Genomic DNA, 22,960 nt, shown 5'->3' on the forward strand with positions numbered 1-22,960 from the left:
CAACCATGAACATACAGACAAAAAAGGCCACTCGTTTCTTTATTTTATTTCTATTTATTGGGACTTTTCATTCTGTAAAAGCTCAACAGTCTAGAATTAAATCTGATTTTAATGCAGATTGGAAATTTTTTAAAGGAGATGTAAACCAGGGTGAAGCTGTTTCTTTTAACGATGCGAGCTGGCATAATGTTACGCTTCCACACGATTGGAGCATAGACGGCCCCTTCAACGAAAAATGGGCCAGCGCAACTGCCTATTTGCCTGGTGGGATAGGTTGGTATAGAAAAACCTTTAAGTTGAAAAAGAACATAAAGAATAAACGAGTGGCTATTTACTTTGATGGTGTTTATAAAAATAGTGAGGTTTGGATAAACGGTCATTTTTTGGGCAAAAGACCAAATGGTTTTATCTCATTTGAATACGACCTTACGCCGTACCTTCACAAAACAGGAAAAAATACTATCGCAGTTCGCGTAAACCACAGTCAATTTGCAGATTCTAGGTGGTACACCGGATCCGGGATAAATAGAAATGTATCTCTTATTGCGGTGGAGCCAATTCACGTAAAACAATGGGGCGTTGCTTTCTCTACCCCTAAAGTTTCTAAAGAAAGTGCATCTGCAATGGCAAAAATTTCTGTGCAAAATGAAACCTCAAAAACGGAAGAAGTAACGATAAAAGCAACGCTTACAGACATGGAAAACAAAGTGATTTCCTCAAGTCAAACTAAAATCAAAACCGCAAAAAATAGCATCGCCGAAAGCGCAATTTCTCTAATAATCAAAAACCCAAAACTTTGGTCGGTAGATGATCCCAACCTATATCAACTAACCATTAAAACTTACGTTACAGGTAAAGAAACTGACAAGTACACAGATGAAGTGGGTATTAGAAGTTTTTATTTCGATGCAGATAAGGGATTTTTTTTAAACGGAGAAAGTTTAAAACTAAAGGGTGTTTGCTTGCATGATGATGCCGGAGCGCTTGGTACCGCTGTGCCAGCAGAAGTTTGGGAGCGACGATTAGAAAAGCTGAAAGAAGGCGGATGCAACGCCATCAGAATGAGCCATAACCCGCATGCAGACTATTTTTACAAATTAGCAGATCGGCTAGGCTTTTTAGTTATGGATGAAGCATTTGATGAATGGGAAACAGGTAAAAACAAGTGGATATCTGGATGGAATGTAGGCACGCCAGGCAGAGATGGCTATCATGAATATTTTAAAGACTGGGCGGATAAAGACCTAAGAGACATGATGTTGAGAAATAGAAATAGGCCATCAATTATTATGTGGAGCATTGGAAACGAAATAGATTATCCAAATGACCCATATTCTGACCCGATTCTAAACACTGGTAAGAACCCACAAATTTATGGAAAAGGTTATCTTTCCGATCATCCAGCAGCAAAAAGACTAGGAGAGATTTCCAAAGACTTAGTTAATGTTGCCAAAAGCGTAGACACAACTAGACCGATAACCGCCGCTTTGGCAGGCGTAGTGATGTCTAATACCACCAGTTATCCAGAAAATTTAGACATTGTTGGCTATAACTATCAAGAATACAGATATCAAGAAGACCATAAAAAGTATCCAAAAAGAATTATTTACGGGAGCGAAAACGGTATGAGTTTAGGCGCTTGGTTGGCGGTAGAAGACAATCCTTTTGTCTCTGGACAATTTCTTTGGACAGGAGTTGATTATTTAGGCGAAGCAAACAAATGGCCCACCAGAAGTAATGGCGCTGGTCTGTTAGACTTGGCGGGAAATCCTAAACCAATATTTTATTTCAGAAAAAGCTTGTGGACATCAAACCCGACAATTAGTCTTGCGGTAACCGATGCGCCAATCGACCCTATAAAACATCAAGTTAATTACGCTAAACTGAAAGCCTCTTGGAACTGGGATCCGCGCAAAACCGTTCATGTAGTAGGTTTTACAAATTGTGATGCTGCTGAGTTATTCTTAAATGGAAAATCACTTGGAAAAAAACTTCAAACTCCAGAAAGAATTATTTTTTGGGATGTGCTCTACGAACCTGGAGAGTTGCTTGTAAAGGCATTCCATAATGGCAAAACAGTCACAAATACATTGAAAAGCGCTGGTAAGCCAACCAGGATACAAACCCATATTTTTAAATCAAAGTTTCAAAAAAACATAGAGATGGCGCAAATAGAATTGCAACTTGTAGACGAAAAAGGAACTCCGACAAACAACGATGACCGTGAAGTTTCTGTGCAGGTTAGTGGTGCTGGAAAATTAGCTGGTTTAGAAAGTGGCAGTAGCACCAGTCATGAAGATTATAAAAGTAACAAAAGGGAGACATTAAACGGAAAACTCCTTATTTTCGTCAAGTCGGCACAACAATCTGGCCCGATAAAGGTAACTTTAACATCAGCAGGTTTGCCAGTAAAAACCATAAAATTATGATATATAAAAAAATTCTTTTCATGGTATTAACAGTAGGTGTGAGTCTTCAAGTATTCGCACAAGATGAGATACCTTTGTATTCGGGCGCGATCCCAAACTCAAAAACAAAGACCAACCTAGATAAAGTTGATCCGAGAAATGGCATCGACACTTTTATTAGTGCGACTTCTGTGCCAACGTTGCGAAGCTACCTTCCGAAACCAGGTACAGAAACTGGTACAGCGGTAATTATTTGCCCTGGCGGTGGCTACAGTGGCGTTGCCATTGTAAAAGAAGGTTACAAGGTGGCAGAAGAGTTCCAAAAAATGGGCGTAGCTGCTTTTGTGTTAAAATACCGTATGCCTTCTGATGCAACCATGGTAGATAAAACCATCGGCCCAATGCAAGATGCCCAACGCGCCATTCAAATTGTAAAAACGAACGCCAAAAAATGGCAAATAGATACTGCTAGAGTTGGCATTGTAGGCTTTTCTGCAGGCGGTCACCTTGCCGCTTTTATTGGAACGCATTTTCAACACAGTTATATAGAAAACAAAGAAGGCATTAGCTTTCGACCTGCTTTTATGGTGCTGGGCTATCCGGTAATCAGTTTTACCGACAGCCTTACACATATGGGTTCTAGAGATAATTTGCTCGGCAAAAATCCATCAGCAGAAAAAGTAAAGGAATATTCCAATGAGCTGAATGTTACACCAACGACGCCACCTGCATTTATTGTGCAGGCTGAAGATGACGACGTGGTAAAGGTAGAAAACAGCATCACTTTTTATCAAACCTTGCATAAAAAAGGTGTGGAAGCAGAATTGCTGCTCTATCCCAAAGGCGGTCATGGTTTCGGCTTAAATAATAATACTACTACATCTAAATGGATAGAGGAATGCCAAAAATGGATGTTGAGTAACGGATGGCTGAAACGAGATGGGTGGAAATTATGAACATTTTTAATTAATGGTTCTTCCTACCTATCTTGCCCGCGTTCGAATTTAAAAAAATCAGCAAAGAGTTAACGTATATTATTAAGCCTATTAATTTAAAAAATGCCAATCTTATGAAAAATATCGGAATTGTATTTCTGTTCTTGGTCCAATCCGCTTTGGCTGGGGCACAAAATCTTTGGGAAAATCCAGCCGTTTATCAAAAAAACAAAGAAAATCCGCATGTAACTTTCATGCTCTTCGATAATGCGAGAGATGTGGTGAGAGATGATTATGCACTTTCTCCTTATTATAAATCGCTTAATGGCGAATGGAAATTTACCTATGTTGATAAAGTTGCCAATAGAGACAAAGATTTCGCAAGCCCAACTTTAGATGAAAGTCGATGGAATAACATTAAGGTGCCGTCTAATTGGGAATTAAAAGGTTTTGGAGTTCCTATTTATACCAATATTATCTATCCATTTCCTAAAAACCCGCCTTTTGTGGGTGCAGATAATCCGGTAGGAACTTATAGAAAACATTTTACCGTGCCAGAAAACTGGGATGGAAGAGAAGTTATATTGCAATTTGGTTCCATTACAGGTGCTGCCTTTATAACTGTAAATGGCAAAGAAGTTGGCATAAACAAAGCGTCGAAAACCGCCGCAGAATTTAACATCACTCCATATCTTAAAAAAGGTAATAACCTTTTGGCAGTACAGGTAATTAGGTGGCACGACGGCAGTTATTTAGAAGACCAAGATTTTTGGCGCCTTAGTGGGATAGAACGTGATGTTTTTATTTATGCCATGCCAAAACTGACTGTATGGGATTTTAATGTAGAAGCCGGCCTAGATGCCAAATATCAAGACGGAATGCTTAAAACCTCCATCAACCTTCGCCAGTTTAAAGACAATAAACAAAAATCGGCCGTCGTAAACCTAGAACTTCAAGATGCCAACGGAACTGTGGTTTTTAAGAAATCTGAAAAAGTAACGCTAGGCAAAGAAAACGAAAAATGGGTGTCGGTAGAGGGCTTGGTAAAAAATGTAAAAAAATGGAGTGGCGAGCATCCTTATTTGTATAACCTGACCATTTCTTTAGAGGACGAAAACGGGCAGAAAACATATACTGGAACAAAAATAGGTTTCCGTAAAGTAGAAATTAAGGACAGCCAATTGATGGTGAATGGTGTCCCGGTTATTGTGCATGGAACAGATAGGCACGAGCATGATGCCGTGAACGGGCACGTATTAGATAGGGCTTCGATGCTAAAGGACATCCAGTTGATGAAAGAATTTAACATTAATGCCGTAAGAAACAGTCACTATCCAAATAACCCAATGTGGTATAAACTCTGCGATCAATTTGGTATTTATTTGGTTGATGAGGCCAACGTAGAAATACATGGCATGGGCGCTTCGTTGCAAAGCCCATTTGATGAAAAAGTGCACCCAGCTTATTTGCCCTTGTGGGCGCCTGCCATTGCAGATCGAATTCATAGAGCGATAAAAACAGACAGGAATCATCCTTCAGTAATCATTTGGTCTATGGGAAATGAATGTGGCAATGGGCCAGTTTTTCACGACGCCTATAAGTGGATTAAAAAAGAAGACCCTACCCGGCCCGTACAGTTTGAGCAGGCAGGCGAAGATATAAATACAGATATTGTTTGCCCAATGTATCCTCCGTTAAATGCTATGAAAGCTTACGCAGCTTCAAACAAAACCCGACCCTATATTATGTGTGAGTATGCACACGCTATGGGAAATAGCTCCGGTAACTTTCAAGAATATTGGGATGTAATCAAAACTAATAAAAAGATGCAAGGCGGCTTTATATGGGACTGGGTAGATCAGGGAATTAAAACTCAAGACGCCAATGGTAAAACTTTTTTTGCCTATGGAGGAGATTTAGGCGGATTTAACCTACAAAATGACGAGAATTTCTGTGCCAACGGATTGGTTTCTGCCGATAGAATTCCACATCCAGGGTTGTACGAAGTGAAAAAAGTTTATCAGAATATCATTTTTTCTGATTTTGATGCAGCTACAAGTCAGTTGAAGATCGATAATCGCTTTGCATTTACCAATTTAAACAATTACAATTTTGATTGGAAGTTGTATAAAAATGGAGATTTAATAAAACAAGGAAAGTTTGCAGTAGACTTGGCACCGCATACAGAAAAAACGGTAAAACTTGCGCTACCAGAAATACAAAATGCACAAGGCGAAGAATACACGTTAGATGTTTTTGCATATATTAAAAACGAAGAGCCTTTATTAGCCGTTGGCCACGAAATTGCGCGCGAACAATTTCTTTTAAAGCCAGAATATTTTGCCGACATTGCGGAAAGGACGAACGGAAAGCTAACCGTAAAGAATGAAAATAATAAACTAAATTTTTTAGCGGGAGATGTACAAGGCGCTATCGATCTAAAAACAGGAGAAATGATTTCTTATCAAATTAAAGGTGCTCCACGAATGATTAACAAACTACCCCAACCCTACTTTTGGCGTGCACCAACCGATAATGATTTTGGCAACAACATGCCAGAGAACATGGGCATTTGGCGCACTGCGCACGAGAACAAAAAGGTAGAATCGGTTACTGTTGGAGACAAAACAGCCGACGGCGTAGATGTTACCGTAAGCTATATTTTACAGGCAGACAACGTTCCATATTCATTAACTTACCACATCAACAACAATGCATCGATAAAAATTACCGCAGCTATGGATATGACAGGAAAAGACTTACCAGAACTACCTCGTTTTGGCATGCGCATGCAAGTATCACCAAGTACGCACCTTATTAACTATTATGGCCGCGGACCATGGGAAAATTATAGCGACAGAAAAACGGCTTCGTTTATTGGAAAATATACCGATTCGGTAGAAAATCAATATGTCGACACCTACATTCGACCCCAGGAAAGTGGTAACCGAACCGACGTGAGGTGGTTTACACTAACAAATGACAAAGGTTATGGCTTAAAGGTGCAAGGCATACAACCGATGAATTTTAGCGCCATTAACCATAGTGTAGAAGATTTAGACCCGGGCATGAGCAAAAAGCAACAGCATCCAACCAATCTAAAACCGCGCAATGAGGTGTTTTTGCACATAGATTTAAAACAACGGGGCGTTGGTGGCGATAACAGTTGGGGCATGCTCCCGCATGATCAATATCGTTTGCGAGATAAGAAATATAGCTATAGCTATGTGTTGAGTTTGGTAAAATAAGAGAATTTCATTTCCTAATAAAGCATTTAAATCTGCGGACGAATATTGTCCGCAGATTTTTTTTTGTTTGAAGGATTATGTCTCTTATCTATGTTGCACGAACTATTTCTAAGTCAGATTGAAACCTCAAAAAAAAGATTTAAACTTGAACTTAAAAAAAAATAGCAAACTCGAGAACGAGGCTTAAAGTTATCAAATTGCTCATTTGCAGCTTCTTTTTTAAATATGTTATAAAAATTAAATTGGCGCCTTCGCTTTATAAATCGATTTACAAGAATTTTCCGTAAATAAATCTTTTGACCTTTAGAAAGGAATTTGCATATTTGCAATACACTCTTTATCATACGATTATAATCTAAATAAAATTATGAGGGAAAATCATAATAACGCTCTTTACAAATGTGCCATTGTAGATGACGACCTGCAATTCATGTTTTTATTGTCAACATACGTTAAACAAGTATCGAAACTACAACTAGCTGGTACGTATCTCGACCCGCAAGTTGCAATGGACAGCATAAGCGAGGAAGACAACATAGATTTTTTGTTTTTGGACATTAGGATGGGTAATATTTCTGGTGTAGATGTAGCAGCTTATTTAAGAGATAAGGTAAAATTTATAGTTTTTGTAAGCGGCAGCAGCGAGTATGCCTTAGACGCGCTACAAGTTGGCGGCGACCAATATTTGCTAAAGCCTATTCCGTTTTCTACTTTCCTCACAACAATTAACGGCCTACTTGCCAGACAAAGAACTTCAAAGCAGCTAAACTCCATAACCTCTGGCTGAGAAACAGATACAGAACTGCGCGGATTGCAAAATACCAAGAGTTTAGCTGTTTTTAGCGCTAGGCAGTATGATCAACGTAATGTTAAGTTCTGGAGATGAAACTTTTAACCTATAGCGGTATGTTCATACACCTAAAAAATTTGTGCCCATTCCACGGCCGCTACGTAAATGATTAGTTTTTTCTCCCTTCCATTAACCAAAGTCCTTCTCTAAAAAAGGGCAAACTTAATTTAGTTTGCAACTCTTTTTTTACCCGACAATTTAGCAAGCAATAATTAGATTAAAACGATTTATTTTAGTAAATTTGTTTAACCGAAAACCAAATTAATGAAATCTAAATTTATCGCGTTCGCTCCATTGTTATTCTTATTTTTCTCGACCATAGCGTTTGCTCAACTGACCCTGCCAGATAGTTCCAAATTTTAGCCGAACAGCCAGGTCTTATGGAAACACCATAAACTTTACCCTTTGGAATGCCAGCGCCACTTACAGACTTCTTAAAGATAATAATGCAGAGATAAAGTTAGCAGCTTTAGATCTGTTGCATCAAAATAACAATATACGCTCTTATGCGGATCAAAATGTGTTGGGAATCGAAACTAGGCAAGTTTTGCAACAATATTTTATGGCAACGCTTTCTTACTATCCAAGGTTTTTTGGGTTAAAGGGGAAGTAATTTGGGGTTAAAAGTTACGGGTTGTGAGTGATGGGTTGCGAGTGCATAAATCTTCGTTATCCTTAAAAATTATATTTTTTAAGGATGACGGTAAAATTTGCATTCGGTTTAATGTCTAAAATTTGATTTACCTTAAAAATTCAATTTTTTGACGTGAAAGCATATCATAAAATTGTTTTTCTGCAGTTCCCGCATCTTACTCGTTTCCTATTTTTCGATTTAAATTTACCAAACAATTATAAAAACATTATCTTTAAAAGATGTTAGTAAATCGATTTAATCTTGGCATAATAGCAATAGCTGTAATTGCCTCCTCGTGTAAAACCCTTTCTCCCACCAAAGGAAAACCAACAAGTGGGTATACAAAATATGTAAATACTTTTATCGGTACTGCGCCATTGTTGGACCCAAAGGTTATTGGCTATACGCCACCAAAAGATTGGCGCGTTTGGGCAGGATTAACATTTCCAGGCAGTTCTTTGCCAAATGCGATGGTTCAATTAAGTCCCATTACCAAATTTGGTTCTGGCGCTGGTTATGAGTATGAAAATGATAGGATTTTGGGTTTTGCCCACACCAATAAAGGCCATTGGAATTTGTGCAACATTCCTATTTTACCTGTATCTGGCGCAGCCGAAGGAGCGACAAAATTCTCATCGCATTTTTCGCACAAAAATGAATCTTCATCTCCAGGCTATTACCAAGTATTTTTAGACGACTATAAAGTAAACGTGAGTTTGACCTCTACCCTGCGTTGCGGTTACCATAAATACGAATATCAAAACAATAAAAATCGGCAAATTTTCTTAAACCTTAGCAAGGCGAACAGCGGCATTAGGGGCTGGCTGATAGAGCAAGTTGGCAAAAGAGATTTGAAAGGCTATCAAGACATGGGGCGAGAGAAAATTTATTTTTACATCATGTTGAATAACGACATCTCAAACCTATTTCAATCGCCAGGAAGAAAAAGCAACAGCTATGCAATGGTTACGTTAAAAGACGGAACTTCTACGCCTGTTGAGTTAAAAATAGGTTTGTCTTTTGTGAGCACTGAAAATGCGAAAGAAAATTTAGAGGCAGAAATAGGAAATAAAAGCTTCGACCAAATACGCGCTGCCGGAAACGCTACTTGGGAGAATTTGCTAAGTCGTGTAAAAGTAAAAGGTGGCAGCGAAAAAAACAGAACGATGTTTTATTCCTCTCTTTATAGGTCTTTCTTGTGGCCTGTACTTCGCAGCGATGTAAATGGCGAATATACAGATGCAAAAAACAACACCATTAAAGCCGATTTTAACTATTATACCGTTCCATCTTTGTGGGATACTTACAGAAATAAAGTTGTGCTACTGGGCATGCTTCAACCAAAAACTACCGAAGATGTAATAAAATCTTTAATAGATATGGGCGACAAAACGGGTTTCATCCCCACATTTTTTCACGGCGATCATGCCACATCTTTTATTGCGGGTTCGTATTTAAAAGGCATTACCAATTTCGATGTAAAACATGCCTACCAATTGTTGTTAAAAAGCGCCAATGAAGAAGGTGGCCCGAGGCCGCACATTAAAGAATATATAGAGAAAGGGTACATTTCTACGCCAGATATAGCTCACCCAAACACAGAAACTAAAGCAAATGCCGGCGTTTCTAAAACATTAGAATTCTCTTACGATGATTATTCTATCGCACAATTAGCCAAGGCACTGGGCGATAGCAGCAATTACCATACGTTTATGAAACGTTCTAAAAATTATCAGAATGTGTTCGATAAGAAAAGTAATTTTATGCGCGGGCGTCTGGCAAATGGAGATTTTGTAAAAAACTTCGATCCAGAATATCCTTATTATGAATACATGTACCGGGAGGCAAATGCATGGCAAGTTTCATTTTATGTGGTGCACGATATGCCAGGTTTGGTAAACCTTTATGGCGGCAAGCAAGCTTTCGAGAAGAAATTAGACACTTTTTTTACCAAACCTTGGAATCCTAAACACATTGCCAGGAACGTTTCTACTTTTATAGGGCAATATTGCCAAGGCAACCAGCCAGATCACGAAGCACCAGTTGCCTACTATTTTGTAGATAAGCCAGAAAAATCTCAGAAGATTTTAGACCACATCATCAACAACCTTTATGGCATTGGTAAAGAAGGTTTGGCCCTTTCGGGGATGGATGATGCAGGAGAAATGTCTTCGTGGTATGTGTTTAGCGCAATGGGGCTTTATCCGTTTTCGCCAACTGATGCTCGGTTTATTACTACAGTGCCGGTATTTGATCAAATAGACTGGACTACAAACGATGGCAAAACACTAACCATCAAAAAAGAAGGTCCGGGTAGAAAATTGAACGAAATAGATGTAAATGGGAAACCAATAAATGGTTACTTTATTTCTAACGATTTATTTAAAAATGGTGGAAATATTGAGATAAAAACGAAAGAGTAATTTGTGTTTTGTAGAAGTTAGAAAACTTTAGATTGATTAATATTGTAAATTCGCCGAGCAAATTGCGGCGCCGGCAGGATAACGAATGCCACGCTTTAATCGGCCAGGTTGGAATATAAAAAGCATAAAAAAGGCGGGATTTTCTTTAAAGAAAATCCCGCCTTTTTTAAGTCAGAAAGTTGACCTGTACGAAAATGGTTAGCGTGAAACCAGCCGTATTTTGTTACCTAAAGTTAAAATGCATTTAGTTCGGCAACCTGTGTGTAGCCACCATTATAGGCCGAATTAATACTCACCTTGAAATATCTGGCAGTTTTAAAACCCTTTGGCAGAAAAACAGGCTGAACATCCTTGTTATTTTGCAGGTTAAAACTTCCCGCATCGATCCATGTGATATTATCTGTGCTAATTTGTATGCTCACATCATTTGCTTTTCCGCCTCCGTCTGCTTGCCTTCCTTGAAAGGAGAGGCCGTGCAACTCTTTACTCTCGTGCATATCAATTACTAAAATATGCGGTGGGCCCGGCGAGCCGCCTTTCCATTGCGTATGCCAAAACGTTTCTTTGTTTCCATCTAAAGCAAAAATCGCCCGACCATTATTAGGTCCCTCTCCATCTGCTTCTTGCGAGGAGAAAAAATCGACAGTCCAATTTGCCCTGTCGAAATTAGGATAGTCTTTTAAATCTGGCTGCGCCTTTACGATATAAAAAGTAGTGCTTAGCGCCCCATTAAGTTTTACCGATGGGCACGAAAGTGTTATTGGCAACAAATAAGTTTGCAAGACTGCCATTGCTCCCGCACCCTTCGTTTTTAGGTTAACGGTAAGAGGAGTTGTACTTGTTTGCCCCTTATAAATTGTGCTAGACATGTTAGACATTTCATAAGCCTCTTGGGGCAATAACAAGTAGTTGGTTTTATTTGCCAAATTAAAGCTATCTACCTTTTTGGGGTTAACCACAAAATTAACGGCAATATTATCGGTAGGGTATCCCTGCCCTCCATAAGCCGCTCCGTAAACCAGTGTTTGCACACTGTCTGTAACTTTTAAGTTTTTGGTTACTGGCCCGTTTACTCCTTGGGGCATATAAACTTGGGTATATGAATCTATCGGTTGGTAAGGTAACTCTACCTTATCTTTACAACCCATGTAACTAATGCTCGCCATTAGTCCGATAACGGCGAACAATAAAACTTTATTTTTAGTCCTTTTCATCTTTTTCTTTTTAATTTTCTACCTACCATCCGGGGTTTTGTGTAATTAATTTAGATCTATCTAAATCGTACTGGCTAATTGGGAACAAATAAGAAGCAGGCGTACGGAAGATATGATTGCTTATAACTACCCGTTTATAAAATGAATTATCATCTTTATTGATGTCCATGCCATGCATTTCGCCCATTACTTCCGGGGCAATCTTCCATCTTCTAATGTCAAACCAGCGTAGCGATTCGAATGCCAATTCAACCCTTCTTTCTTCTCTAATTCTGGTTCTCATATCTGCTTGAGATGCTGGTGCGGGCAAATTTGCTGTTCCGTACTGCGGCACACCTGCTCGGTCTCTAATTAAATTCAAGTAAGTCAAAATATCTGGATTTCCCGGGCTATACTCATTAAGGGCCTCTACGTAATTAAGATAAATTTCTCCAAGTCTAAAAAGAGGCAATGGTCTATTTTGCTGAGCGCCATTTCCGCCAGAGCCGTTGTTGGTTTGAGGAGCAATATTTTTTCTCAATAAATAGCCCGTTCTCGACCAATCTGTAGGATGACCGTTTTTACCGTTAGCCCCGCTTGCATAAAAGCTTATTGGCGCCTCGGTTGTCATTTTACCTCCCTGAAACATGCTGTTGTTATAAGTTACCGAGGCATAAAACCGGGGTTCTCTATTTAAATACATATTATATACCTGTACGCCGTTTTCGGTCGTAAATCCAGTTTCAGAATAAAGAGATGACTCGGTTATAGGTTTACCATCAGACATAAAGTAGGCATCTACTTGTTCTTGAGTAACCGCTATCCCATCCCATCCACCCGCAATTCTCGGCATACTGTTCACATCCAATCCTGTTAAATTATTGTTGTTTCTGTTAAATATTTGCTCCGAATTCCAAGCTTGAGAGAAAATGCCCTGATATGATTTTATAGGGTCGCCGCTTGGGTCTTTATACAAAGAATACAAGCCAAGATCTATCACCGCCTTAGCCGCATCTGCTGCTTTTTTCCATTTTTCTTGGTCATAGTTTTGGTTGATAAGGTTTTTACCGTCTAAACTTTTGAGACTAGCAAACCCGGTGTTTCCATTAAATTCGGGGCTGGCTGCATACAACAAAACTCTAGATTTTACTGCCAACGCCATGCCGACTGTAGCCCTGCCAAATTCCCTATCGCTGGCTTGCCCATTAGCTGATGGAACTTTGGGCAAAATAGCCGCCGCTTTATCTAATTCAGATACCACATAATTAACACAATCGTCATAAGGACTTCTTGGAATCTGCATATCGTTTGCAGTAGCATCTGCAGGAATTTCTGTTTCTCCCACCAACACAACAGGACCATATTGTCTCATTAATAAAAAGTAGAAGTATGCTCTGAGAAAGCGGGCCTCGGCTTTGTATTGTTCTATTTGCTGCTTTCCACCTAAAGATAAGATTTCTGCATTTCCATCAATGTGGTTTATAAAATAAGTAGCAGATCTAATTCCGTTGTAATAATTGTTCCACCTATCAAACAAGGCATTGCTTGGCCCTATGTTACCTATATTCAAATTATAAATTGGATATTTCGTCCAAGTAACATCTATCTCATCGGCATTTCCGCCCCATGGGTTTTGTTCCCACATGTTAGAGGGGTCATCGACATAGCTGTACACATTTGCAAGGTATTGCTCTGACGGTCCTTTCTTTTGAAAAACCTGCTCAATGGTAATTCGATCGTTTGGTACTTGATCCAAATATTTTTTACAACCAGTTCCGATTGTCGAAGTAAGAAGAACGGCTGAAAGGCCCAGTATTATATTTATTTTTTTCATGTTATCTATTCTCAAAAAATATTATTTAAATGTGGTTTTAATTCCAAAATTGAAGGTTTTCAATAATGGATATTGGGCTCCTCTACCGTCACCTAGCTCTACATCCCAAAGTTTAAATTGGCTTGCGGTAAACAGGTTATAGCCAATAAAGTAGATGTTTAAGTTAGACATGCCTGTATGTTTTAACCACTTCGAGCCTGCAAAATCATAGCTCAATTGAGCGGTTTGCAGTCTAAGAAAAGCTCCGTTTCTTACCCACCAGGTACTGTTTTCGTAGTTCATATTATCGTTTCCGTACGTAAGCCTTGGATACATTGGATGATCTGCATTATTCTCTGGAGTCCATCTATCTGTTATCTGCGAAAGCAAATTACCTCGTTCCCCGCCCTGACTAAATGGCTGAAAACCATCCCCATTAAGCCTAATATCTACATTGCTAATGCCCTTAAACCATGCCGACAACGCAAAACCTTTCCAGCTAAATGTTGGCCCAAAACCATACACTATTTCTGGAATAGATCCATAGCCAATTGGTCCTTGATCAAAATTATTGATAACTCCGTCGCCATTAAGATCTTTATACTTAATATCACCTGCTCTATTTGTTCCCGTTTGATATGGGCTGTTTGCAACATCATCTGCACTTTTAAATAAGCCGAGTGCGGTATACCCAAAGCGCTGGCCAAATTTACGCCCTATGCGTTGTTGCCATGGATATGGCCAAGGCGCATTTGCATCATTAATAACATTTGCCCTGGTCCAGGTTAGGTTTCCTCTTAATTGAAACTGCCAGTCGCCAATTTTCTTATGGTATTCTACATTGCCATCTATACCTCTGTTATGAACTTCGCCCAGATTGGCTTGTGGAAGATTAAGAATTCCTACATAAGTTGGAACGTCTCCCCTTTGCCTATAAATGCCTGTTCTAATCTCTTGAAAAATATCTGCAGTGATAGAAAGATCTTGGTGCAAGGCCCTTAATTCTATTCCAAGATTTTGCTTTTTAGCTTTCTCCCAAGTAACATCTACCGGATAATCGCCAATGTCTAACCCCGTAAAATTATTGTCGCGGGCAATTCCAAAACTGTAATTTCCATGATCGTTTACCGTAGAAATATAACCGAAACGACGGCCACCAATTGCACTATTACCAACTTCTCCGTACGAGTATCTAAATTTTACGAACTGGAAAATATTGGTTAAAGGTTTAAAGAAATTTTCTTCTGATAAAACCCAACCAGCGCTAAACGATGGAAAAAAGCCAAAACGCTTGCCAGGGGCAAAGGTTTCTGAACCATTGTAACCAAAATTCGCTTCCGCTAAATATCTGTTGTCATACGCATAGGTAGCACGCCCAGCCAAGCCGAGGTAACGATAAGGAATTGAATTTATAAAATCATTTGCAAAAGCATCTTCCCTATCTTGCGCATTAAATAAAATTAGCCCGGTTACATCATTTTTGCCAAACTTGTTTACATAATCTACCTTCGCCTCGGTGTAGAATTGGCGGGTGCCGCCATTTGTTCTACCATAACCCAAAAAGCTGGTCCCGATAGAGGTTTTATCTAGCAGTAAATTACCATCCGCATCGCGGCCAGTTGCCAAATACCCATCTACGGTTTTTGTACGGCTTATGTTATGGGTATTATAGTTATCAAAAGAAAACATTCCAGAAGCAGACAATCCTTTTAAAATACCGCCTAAATCTTGGGTAACCCTAATGTTGCTCCACAACTGACTTCTAAATTCGGTTGCATAGCCACTCTGGGTTAACAAGTTATACGGATTTAACACGTCACCAGTTCTTATTTGCGAATTTAACCCGTTAGAATAAACTGGTGGAATAACAATTGGAGGCAACAAATACGATGATGTCCAGATTGCATCGACTGAGTTGCCTGGATAGTTTCCATTGCTAAGCCATCCAGAAGCTCCAAAATCTATTCTTGTAGTTTTAGTTACATCAAGAGTTAAGTTGGAGGTAAAGTTGTAGCGTGTAAATTTAATTGCTGAGTTATAATTAGCTAAACCGTCAGTTTTGTATAAACCGTCTTCATCATAATAACCAAGAGAAAGGTAGTATTTGGCACTTTCTGAGCCACCGTTGGCATTTACCCGAGCTCTTCTATTTTGTCCTGATTTGTTAAACAAGGTATTGAACCAATCTACATTAGGATAAAGATCTGGATCTGTACCAGCCGCCGTTTTAGCAATTTGATCTGCCGTATATTTGGGAGTTGGATCATTTGGAAAACTGCTCTTATAAGCTTCATTTGCCATATTCATATAGGTTACACCATCGGCAAATTTAGGGATAGAAGTAAATTGCGTTAAACCCTGATCATATTGAATATTTATTGTCGGTTTCCCAAATTTACCTTTTTTGGTTTCGATTAGGATAACACCGTTTGCTCCCCTAACGCCATAAACCGCAGTTGCAGATGCATCTTTAAGCACGCTAAAGCTTGCAATATCTTCTGGATCTACATTAGAAAAACTTCTTTCTACTCCATCTACAAGTATTAATGGAGAACTGCTTGTAAAAGTTGAGATTCCGCGGATGTAAATTTCAGAATTGTCATAACCGGGTTGTCCACTGCGCTGTACACCTATAATTCCGGCCACCCTGCCCGCAATTACATTTGTTAAATTGGCAACGGGTTGTTTTAGTTCTTCGGCATTTACGGTACTAATTGCACCTGTAGTGGTAATTTTCTTTTGCTTTCCGTAGCCAACTGCCACTACATCGTTAAGCTGATTGGCATCACCTTTTAGTTGAACATCAATAAGTTCTTTGTTGTTTACCAGAACTTCTTTAGTTATGTACCCAACAGAAGAAAACACCAATGTGCCCGTTCCGCTCGGGATTGTGATTTTGTAGTCTCCATCGGCATTGGTAACTGCCGCGGTGTTGGCACCTTTTAATTTTACAGATACACCAGGTATAGGAAAATTCTGATCGTCAGTAACCTTTCCTGTTACCTCAATAACTTTTTGTGTTGTGGTTTTAACGTATCCATTTAATGGTTTAGGAGAAATTAAAATGGTTTTGCTGCTAGCACTCAATTGCATAAAAGTTGCAAGCATTACTAGGAAAGATAGTTTTAGGCCACGAGCAAATGGTGGCTTGACACAGAACGGTCGTCTCCAGAGGAGAAATAGAGTATAGGTTTTATACATTTGATGGTTAAAGTTTAGTTAGAGGTTTTATTAAGGGTAGGCTTTAATCCAAAACACTAGCCATGAATTGAAGCCTAATGGGCATGTATACCCAAGGTTTTTTATAATAATAGTAGATTTATTTTACCAAGATAATCCTCCTTTCTATTTTTACAAACAGCCAGCTGGATAAGGAAAATTGCCTGGCAAACCAGCAAAATAATTACGTCTCCATTATTAATTTTGTGCCTCATAAAATATTAAAATGACCCTACTGGTTAGAAATTCATTTGGTTCTATCTAGCTCTCCTCTTCCTATTATCCTACGCAAATCACGTATTTATTTTTCATCAAAAGGTTACGCTCTTATTCATATTTTTTGACATCACGTTCTTTTTTTATCGACAAACCTTATCTTATCGACACAACGAAACCACAAATACTCCTCTCCAAAACACAGCCTAAGCCACCGCCAGACGAAAATCTACACTTGACCCTTAACCGGCTATCAATAGCAAATATGCCAGAAAACATACCGAGAGAAGAAACTATCGAATAGATAATATTGGCTCTGGTTAGAAAATATTAGCATTAACATTAAGAATTACAGCGCTTAGTCTCTGTAATTTCATATATCTAAGATTTAATAGGAGAAAAATACCCCAAAAAAATACGAGTGACATTGAATCGTCTGTCCATAAAAATGAGCTGAAAAAAATATTTTGCGTAAAAAAACGTTAATACGTAGCAATTAATTCAACCGTAATTTACATCAAATGTTAAACTACAGCTGAATTATTGTGACACGATAAAAAACTACTTTTCCCGCTGAAATTTAGTTACCGTTGATTCTAAATCCGACCAAGTACCACCGTCGTACAAGTGTTTAAATCCCTTTTCTTTATATACTTTCAACTTTTACGCTTCGTAAACCATGTGAGCAGCAAGTGGTGTAAACTTAGTTTGTATCTAACTCTACAAAACATACCCTCATTGGTTCTAATGAAATATTTAATGATCCATTAATATGACCCATGTTATATTCTCGTTCTTACATCCAAAATTACCGCGCCGTTTTCTATTTTCTTTACGAGACCTTTGTCTATCGTTGAAATTCTGTAAATGCGGTAGGAGATATAGATAAAAAATATATACCACCAATAATAAAAACCGATTTCATAGCTTACTTAGGATTTTATAATCAATGTAGAATGTGCCAAACGGTACAAAGCAAGCCAAAATAACTTTCCAAGTCGTATCTTTAAATTTCCAACCGTATTCTACGCCAACACTTAGGGTATTAAAAACGAAAAGCAAAAATATTGCGCCATGAATTGGACCCAAAGATTTGGTTAAACTCGAGTCGTTATAGTAGTGTTTCATTGGAACCGCAATGAAGATGAGGGCTAATAAAGAAATGCCTTCCAAGTAGCCAATAACCCTTAACCTACCGATTTTTGTTTTGAATAAATTTATCATATTATCTAAAATAAGGTCATTTTGTTATTAGAACATTGATGTAGCATTTATACCATCGGGAATTTGCTGAACTACATCCCATAATTCTGCAAGTTTCCCATCTTCAATTCGCCAAATATCAACTGCCATACTTCCCTTGTCATTTTTATTGTGTTTAATAAAACAATATATCCATACAAAATCACCCTCACTTATAATTTTCTTAATGTAAACCCTAAAATCAGGATTTGCATTAAATACATAGTTTGTAATTGCATAAATGGTTGAGTCTGCACCTGCAGGTACGTGAGGATGATGATTTATAAAATTCTCTTTCATCATTTCCTTTGCTTTTATTATATTCTTCTCGTTATAGAATATTTCATAAAATTCTGTTATTAATTGTTGATTTGTCATTTGATTATTTTTTATATGATTAATTTTTTCAAATAAACTTTGCTTTTGGATTTTAACGTACAATGTTTTTTGTTTATCAGAATTATCTAAAATAAGGCCTGTTTGCTAATGGAGAAAATGGCCAAGGAATAGCTATAAAAATGATGATTAGCGAAATTGAATACCAAATCAAAATTGTTTTAAACTTTTCTTTGTCGGTTGTTTTTCTTTTTGAAAGTGCTGAACCAATTGTAATAAAAATGATTGCTGTCAGCATCAAAATGATATGAAGTAAACCAAAAAAAGTCGTGTCTAAATTTTTTATGGCCTGGTTGAAATTGTGCCAAAAATATTTTATTATCGGGCTTTGGGTATAGAGTAAAATGCCGATAACCAATTGTATATGTGCAATAGTAGCTGTCCAATGCCTGACTGTATTGTCGGTTTTAGAAAAACTAGATTTCAAAAAATAGCCTTTTGCCGCCCTAAAAATGGAGTAAAGCAAACTCGTGAGCACAAGCCATCGAATTATAGAATGGTAGAATATAAATGTTTGGTACATCGAAAATTTGAATTAACGATGCAAAGATATTTAAAACATACCAAATAGTATGTTTTAAATATCATCTTTTATTTTAGGCTGTTTAGGTAGGCCTTAAGTTCTTTTAAATAAGAATAATAACAGTCGGTGTTGTTGTACACTTTTCCGAAACTTCTAATTCCCCAATAGCCAGATATAACAAAATACGCAACTTGTTGTGGGTTTACATCCTTTTTAAGAATGAATTTATCAACTCCATTTTGTATGATTTTTTCTAGTGTGAGTTGCCATTCAGAAATTATGTCAGCAATTGCTTTCCCAAAAACTGGATTCCAGGGCGTCATCTCTTGTGCGAGATTGCCAACCGGACAACCACATTCCACAGTCAAAAAAGAGTTATCCAACAGCAATGACTTTATCAATTTGTAAATTTCCTTTACAGGATCTGTACTGTTTCGAAAGGTTTCTACAAAGGCAGTTTGCATTGTTGGTTTTAAAATTTCGTCGATGATTGCTAGACCCATTTCATCTTTCGTTTTAAAATGGTAATAAAATGCGCCTTTTGTTACCTTTGTGGTCGCAATAATCTCATCGATACTTGTAGTCTGATACCCTTTTTTGTAAATTAATTCAAATGCTTTTTCTAGAATTGTATTTCGAGTTGCGGCGGCCTTGTTCATAAAAAGATACTAAATGGTATAATTTACAAATAAAACCTAATTTTTCGGGCTTTACAAATTGAAAATCCCCGAAATTTATTTTCGGATTTTTTAGATGCATCGGTGCACTGCCGATTATAAGAACTCTTGAGTCTTTAGTTTTTTGAAGCAAATTCATTAGATGTTTTGGCAGAGAAAAATGGATAAGATAATTTAATGCAAAAGATTTTTCAAAACCTTCATTTGTTTGCTCTTTATTAAAATAAATGGCTCCGGCTGCATTAACTAAGCCATTTAAGGTGATGATACTTATTTTTAAAGCCTTCACTCAATTTTCTAATTGAAGTTTGAAGTGATAGGTCGGCAACCAAATAATTGATGTTTTTATTTCTAGAAGATTGAACAATCTCCCTAATAGTATTTTCTCCCTTGGCTTAGGTGCGGGCTTACAATCACAACCCAAGCGCCAGATTTCGCTAAGTCTGTGCTATAGCATTACCCATTACAGAAGTACCACCTGTAACCAGAAATATCTTGTTTTATTATTCATCTTTTATAATTTTGAAATTTAACACAAAGGAACTAAAAAAGACAAAGGCTGTTTTATCCGAAACGATGCTTAATTTAACTAAAATGACTATTCGTTAATTAAACGAAGCCCTAAATTCCATCGGCGTCAATTCTGTTTTAGATTTAAACAATTTACTAAAAGATTGCGAATGCTCGAAACCTAAGGCGTAAGCAATTTCGCTGATGGATAGTTCTGTAGTGGATAATTGTTCCTTTGCTTTTTCAATTAATTTTTCGTGAATGTGTTGCTGTGTGTTTTGACCCGTTAATACTTTTAAAAGTTCACTTAAATAATTGGGAGATAGGTTTAATTTCTCCGCAATTTTTTGAACCGATGGTAAGCCATTTTTTACTAGGTCTTCCTTATCAAAATAATCTTTAAGAATTTCTTCCAAACTGTCTAAAATTTTATGACTTGTTTTTCGTCTTGTAAGAAATTGACGTTGATAAAATCGTTCTGCATAATTTAAGATGACCTCCAATTGTGCAATGATAATATCATGGCTAAATTTATCGATACTCGAATGATATTCTTGTGCGATGCTCTCTACAATTCCGTTAATAATGGACTCTTCTTTCTGCGAAAGAAACAGGGACTCGTTTGCTGAATAATCGAAAAACTTATACCGGTTTATAGTTTTCGCCAAAATGGTGTTCCAAAGAAAATCGGGATGAATTAACAGCAACCATCCCGAATGATTTGATACTGCATTTTCGTCCATTTCTACACGCAAAACCTGTCCGGGAGCCATAAAAAACATAACCCCTTCATCAAAATCATATTCTTGCTGCCCATAACCTAATCTATAATTCAACCCTCTCTTTATGGCTATGGTGTAAAAATCAAAAGTTGCACTTACAGATTCCTTTTCTGCATGATGCGGAATTTTGGCATAATCTATCACACTTATTAATGGATGTTCCGGCAGCGGCAATCCATTGTATTTGTGAAATTCGCTAATGGTTTTAATTCTGATTGGGCTAGGATGCTTCATGTTATAAAGATACCAATTTGGCTTTCGCCTTATCCATACTCTTATCCATAAAATTCAAAATGAAATTTGGGGCAACACGGCTCATAAATTTCAAGACTTTTGCGACACCCGGTTTAATTTCCAATTTATTTTTAAGAATCCCGTGAATTGCGGCCGACACCATTTTATCTACATTCATGTTTTGTTTTTCATCAACCAAGCCCTCAAAATTGTCCATCAACTCCGTATTGGTTCCCGGAGGCGCAAGTTCGAAAATTTTAACTTTTGTTCTTTTAAGTTGAAGTCTCAAAATTCGGGTATATGCATGCACACCTGCTTTGGCTGCACTATAAACAGGCGATAATGGAAAAGGCACAAAAGCCAGACCTGAGGAAACATTTACGATTGCAGCCGAATCTTTTTCCTTTAAATGAGGCAAAAATTGTTGAACCATTCTAATGGTGCCAGATAGGTTGACGTCTATTTCGCGCGTAATATTTTCCAAATCCATCGTGATATCTTGCAAATCGATATTGCGCATAATACCTGCATTATTGATGACGATGTTTAATGCCGGAAATTGCTTGGTAACCTCTTGATAAAGTTTTTCGATATCTTCTATTTTGCTTACATCACTTTGAAAAGTGTGCACGTTTGGATATTGTTTTTTCGCATTTTCCAATTTGCCTAAATCACGCCCTGTGATGATAATGTCAGCTACACCCTGCTGCCAAAGTTGTTTTACAAACTCAAGCCCTATGCCGCTTGTTCCACCCGTAATTAAGATTGTACTGTCTCTTAGTTCCATTTTTTATACTTTTTATACCAACAAAAGTAGTTTGATCAAATAAAACAAATGTAACCAGACTAAGGATTGTTGTAGTCTAAATCTGGTTTGCAATGCTTAATTTTTAAATGGGTGTCCAAGATAGATTAAGAGTAAAGGCATTAATAAGAACGGAATTTCTATCAGCGTTAATTTTAAGTTGTCTGTGTTTAAGGCTAAAGCCATAATAAACAATATCAACGTAGCGTTTAGAAGGTTTCCGACAAAGAATGTTTTCGGAAACAAAACAAGTAGGGCAACCGCCAATGTTAGCGCTCCGATTATAAATCCCAAAGGCCTGTTAATCCCCAAGTCTGCAAACATTTTAGACTGCTCTGGACTAACTTTATTTGTAAGGCCCGCCCAACCGTGTTTAACACTAAAGAAAACGGTAATCATTATCAAAATCCCACTTAATATTTTCATCTTTTTAATATTTACTCGGCGTTACAAAATTAAGTAACAACAAGATATTAGATGTAGCTAAATCCAAGTTTGTTGTAGCAGAAGTGTGGTTTGTTGTGATTTTATTTTAGAAAATATTTGTTAAAGTAAAAGATTGGTAGATGGGAATTCCAGGCATCGCTTAAAATCAATGTCGAACCATCAATTAACAGATTCTCTAAATGTGAGTGGGGTTGATTCTTTCAAATTTCACCACCTCCAAACCACCAAAGGCGAGATATTACAGAGCTTTCTCGACGTATTTTTTATTAATTTGTTCCTGAATATTTATTTTCGCATAGTCAGAAATTTTGCTTGAATTCAAGTAATAAATGCAACAGGGTTTAAAAGTAGCCGGTACGGCTTTTTTGCCCTAGGGCAAAAAAGCCGTACCGGCTGGGGCGAAAA

At 37.7% G+C, this 22,960-nt stretch carries 16 protein-coding genes; 5 read left to right on the forward strand and 11 right to left on the reverse strand.

What is annotated here, in order from left to right:
* Positions 1-5 precede the first annotated feature (5 nt).
* The 5 genes from ABIB40_RS18750 to ABIB40_RS18770 all read left to right on the forward strand — a co-directional run bounded on the left by ABIB40_RS18750 (position 6) and on the right by ABIB40_RS18770 (position 10,498).
* Positions 6-2,429: a glycoside hydrolase family 2 TIM barrel-domain containing protein gene (locus ABIB40_RS18750; RefSeq protein WP_354361115.1), complete on the forward strand. Its 2,424-nt coding sequence runs from the start codon at positions 6-8 to the stop codon at positions 2,427-2,429.
* Complete coding sequence (locus ABIB40_RS18755; protein WP_354361117.1) at positions 2,426-3,364, forward strand: alpha/beta hydrolase; 939 nt, start codon at positions 2,426-2,428, stop codon at positions 3,362-3,364. Before ABIB40_RS18750 ends, ABIB40_RS18755 begins: the two co-directional genes overlap by 4 nt.
* Before the next feature lie 113 nt (positions 3,365-3,477).
* Positions 3,478-6,591 (forward strand): beta-galactosidase, LacZ type, encoded by a 3,114-nt coding sequence (gene lacZ / locus ABIB40_RS18760; RefSeq protein ID WP_354361119.1) that lies wholly within the window; start codon positions 3,478-3,480, stop codon positions 6,589-6,591.
* A 367-nt stretch (positions 6,592-6,958) separates the two neighbouring features.
* Positions 6,959-7,378 carry a LytR/AlgR family response regulator transcription factor gene (locus ABIB40_RS18765; RefSeq protein WP_354361121.1) on the forward strand — a complete coding sequence of 140 codons (420 nt, stop codon included), beginning with the start codon at positions 6,959-6,961 and terminating at the stop codon, positions 7,376-7,378.
* A gap of 936 nt (positions 7,379-8,314) precedes the next feature.
* Positions 8,315-10,498 carry a GH92 family glycosyl hydrolase gene (locus ABIB40_RS18770; RefSeq protein ID WP_354361123.1) on the forward strand — a complete coding sequence of 728 codons (2,184 nt, stop codon included), beginning with the start codon at positions 8,315-8,317 and terminating at the stop codon, positions 10,496-10,498.
* A 233-nt stretch (positions 10,499-10,731) separates the two neighbouring features.
* Here ABIB40_RS18770 and ABIB40_RS18775 read toward each other — a convergent pair whose 3' ends face one another.
* From ABIB40_RS18775 to ABIB40_RS18825, 11 genes are all read right to left on the reverse strand, one after another.
* Complete coding sequence (locus ABIB40_RS18775; RefSeq protein ID WP_354361125.1) at positions 10,732-11,712, reverse strand: discoidin domain-containing protein; 981 nt, start codon at positions 11,710-11,712, stop codon at positions 10,732-10,734.
* A gap of 22 nt (positions 11,713-11,734) precedes the next feature.
* Positions 11,735-13,525: a RagB/SusD family nutrient uptake outer membrane protein gene (locus ABIB40_RS18780; RefSeq protein WP_354361127.1), complete on the reverse strand. Its 1,791-nt coding sequence runs from the start codon at positions 13,523-13,525 to the stop codon at positions 11,735-11,737.
* A gap of 21 nt (positions 13,526-13,546) precedes the next feature.
* On the reverse strand, positions 13,547-16,612 hold the full coding sequence (locus tag ABIB40_RS18785; protein WP_354361129.1) for a SusC/RagA family TonB-linked outer membrane protein: 3,066 nt from the start codon (positions 16,610-16,612) through the stop codon (positions 13,547-13,549).
* A 1,248-nt stretch (positions 16,613-17,860) separates the two neighbouring features.
* Positions 17,861-18,163, reverse strand: a complete 303-nt coding sequence (locus ABIB40_RS18790) for a DUF3817 domain-containing protein (protein ID WP_354361131.1) — start codon at positions 18,161-18,163, stop codon at positions 17,861-17,863.
* Positions 18,164-18,190: 27 nt separating this feature from the next.
* The gene (locus ABIB40_RS18795) at positions 18,191-18,559 is read right to left on the reverse strand and encodes a nuclear transport factor 2 family protein (RefSeq protein ID WP_354361133.1); all 369 of its coding nucleotides are present in this window, start codon (positions 18,557-18,559) and stop codon (positions 18,191-18,193) included.
* An 82-nt stretch (positions 18,560-18,641) separates the two neighbouring features.
* The gene (locus tag ABIB40_RS18800; protein ID WP_354361135.1) at positions 18,642-19,100 is read right to left on the reverse strand and encodes a hypothetical protein; all 459 of its coding nucleotides are present in this window, start codon (positions 19,098-19,100) and stop codon (positions 18,642-18,644) included.
* Positions 19,101-19,168: 68 nt separating this feature from the next.
* Positions 19,169-19,759, reverse strand: coding sequence for a TetR/AcrR family transcriptional regulator (locus tag ABIB40_RS18805; RefSeq protein ID WP_354361137.1), 591 nt, complete (start codon positions 19,757-19,759; stop codon positions 19,169-19,171).
* Positions 19,710-20,066 (reverse strand): Rossmann-fold NAD(P)-binding domain-containing protein, encoded by a 357-nt coding sequence (locus ABIB40_RS18810; protein ID WP_354361139.1) that lies wholly within the window; start codon positions 20,064-20,066, stop codon positions 19,710-19,712. The genes ABIB40_RS18805 and ABIB40_RS18810 overlap by 50 nt, the downstream gene beginning before the upstream one ends.
* A gap of 316 nt (positions 20,067-20,382) precedes the next feature.
* Positions 20,383-21,303 carry a helix-turn-helix domain-containing protein gene (locus ABIB40_RS18815; protein ID WP_354361141.1) on the reverse strand — a complete coding sequence of 307 codons (921 nt, stop codon included), beginning with the start codon at positions 21,301-21,303 and terminating at the stop codon, positions 20,383-20,385.
* Between the two features lies 1 nt (position 21,304).
* The gene (locus tag ABIB40_RS18820) at positions 21,305-22,090 is read right to left on the reverse strand and encodes an SDR family oxidoreductase (protein WP_354361143.1); all 786 of its coding nucleotides are present in this window, start codon (positions 22,088-22,090) and stop codon (positions 21,305-21,307) included.
* Between the two features lie 96 nt (positions 22,091-22,186).
* Positions 22,187-22,534, reverse strand: a complete 348-nt coding sequence (locus ABIB40_RS18825; protein WP_354361145.1) for a hypothetical protein — start codon at positions 22,532-22,534, stop codon at positions 22,187-22,189.
* Between the last annotated feature and the right edge of the window lie 426 nt (positions 22,535-22,960).

Source organism: Pedobacter sp. UYP30, assembly GCF_040547165.1.
Lineage (GTDB): Bacteria > Bacteroidota > Bacteroidia > Sphingobacteriales > Sphingobacteriaceae > Pedobacter.

What these genes read in the sequence shown, in the direction of transcription:
- ABIB40_RS18825 (WP_354361145.1), bottom strand. Translation starts at nt 22,534, where the DNA reads ATGAAAATATTAAGTGGGATTTTGATAATGATTACCGTTTTCTTTAGT.
- ABIB40_RS18815 (WP_354361141.1), bottom strand. Translation starts at nt 21,303, where the DNA reads ATGAAGCATCCTAGCCCAATCAGAATTAAAACCATTAGCGAATTTCAC.
- ABIB40_RS18795 (WP_354361133.1), bottom strand. Translation starts at nt 18,559, where the DNA reads ATGACAAATCAACAATTAATAACAGAATTTTATGAAATATTCTATAAC.
- ABIB40_RS18765 (WP_354361121.1), top strand. Translation starts at nt 6,959, where the DNA reads ATGAGGGAAAATCATAATAACGCTCTTTACAAATGTGCCATTGTAGAT.
- ABIB40_RS18790 (WP_354361131.1), bottom strand. Translation starts at nt 18,163, where the DNA reads ATGATAAATTTATTCAAAACAAAAATCGGTAGGTTAAGGGTTATTGGC.
- ABIB40_RS18805 (WP_354361137.1), bottom strand. Translation starts at nt 19,759, where the DNA reads ATGAACAAGGCCGCCGCAACTCGAAATACAATTCTAGAAAAAGCATTT.
- ABIB40_RS18820 (WP_354361143.1), bottom strand. Translation starts at nt 22,090, where the DNA reads ATGGAACTAAGAGACAGTACAATCTTAATTACGGGTGGAACAAGCGGC.
- ABIB40_RS18800 (WP_354361135.1), bottom strand. Translation starts at nt 19,100, where the DNA reads ATGTACCAAACATTTATATTCTACCATTCTATAATTCGATGGCTTGTG.
- ABIB40_RS18785 (WP_354361129.1), bottom strand. Translation starts at nt 16,612, where the DNA reads ATGCTTGCAACTTTTATGCAATTGAGTGCTAGCAGCAAAACCATTTTA.
- ABIB40_RS18750 (WP_354361115.1), top strand. Translation starts at nt 6, where the DNA reads ATGAACATACAGACAAAAAAGGCCACTCGTTTCTTTATTTTATTTCTA.
- ABIB40_RS18780 (WP_354361127.1), bottom strand. Translation starts at nt 13,525, where the DNA reads ATGAAAAAAATAAATATAATACTGGGCCTTTCAGCCGTTCTTCTTACT.
- ABIB40_RS18770 (WP_354361123.1), top strand. Translation starts at nt 8,315, where the DNA reads ATGTTAGTAAATCGATTTAATCTTGGCATAATAGCAATAGCTGTAATT.
- lacZ (WP_354361119.1), top strand. Translation starts at nt 3,478, where the DNA reads ATGAAAAATATCGGAATTGTATTTCTGTTCTTGGTCCAATCCGCTTTG.
- ABIB40_RS18755 (WP_354361117.1), top strand. Translation starts at nt 2,426, where the DNA reads ATGATATATAAAAAAATTCTTTTCATGGTATTAACAGTAGGTGTGAGT.
- ABIB40_RS18775 (WP_354361125.1), bottom strand. Translation starts at nt 11,712, where the DNA reads ATGAAAAGGACTAAAAATAAAGTTTTATTGTTCGCCGTTATCGGACTA.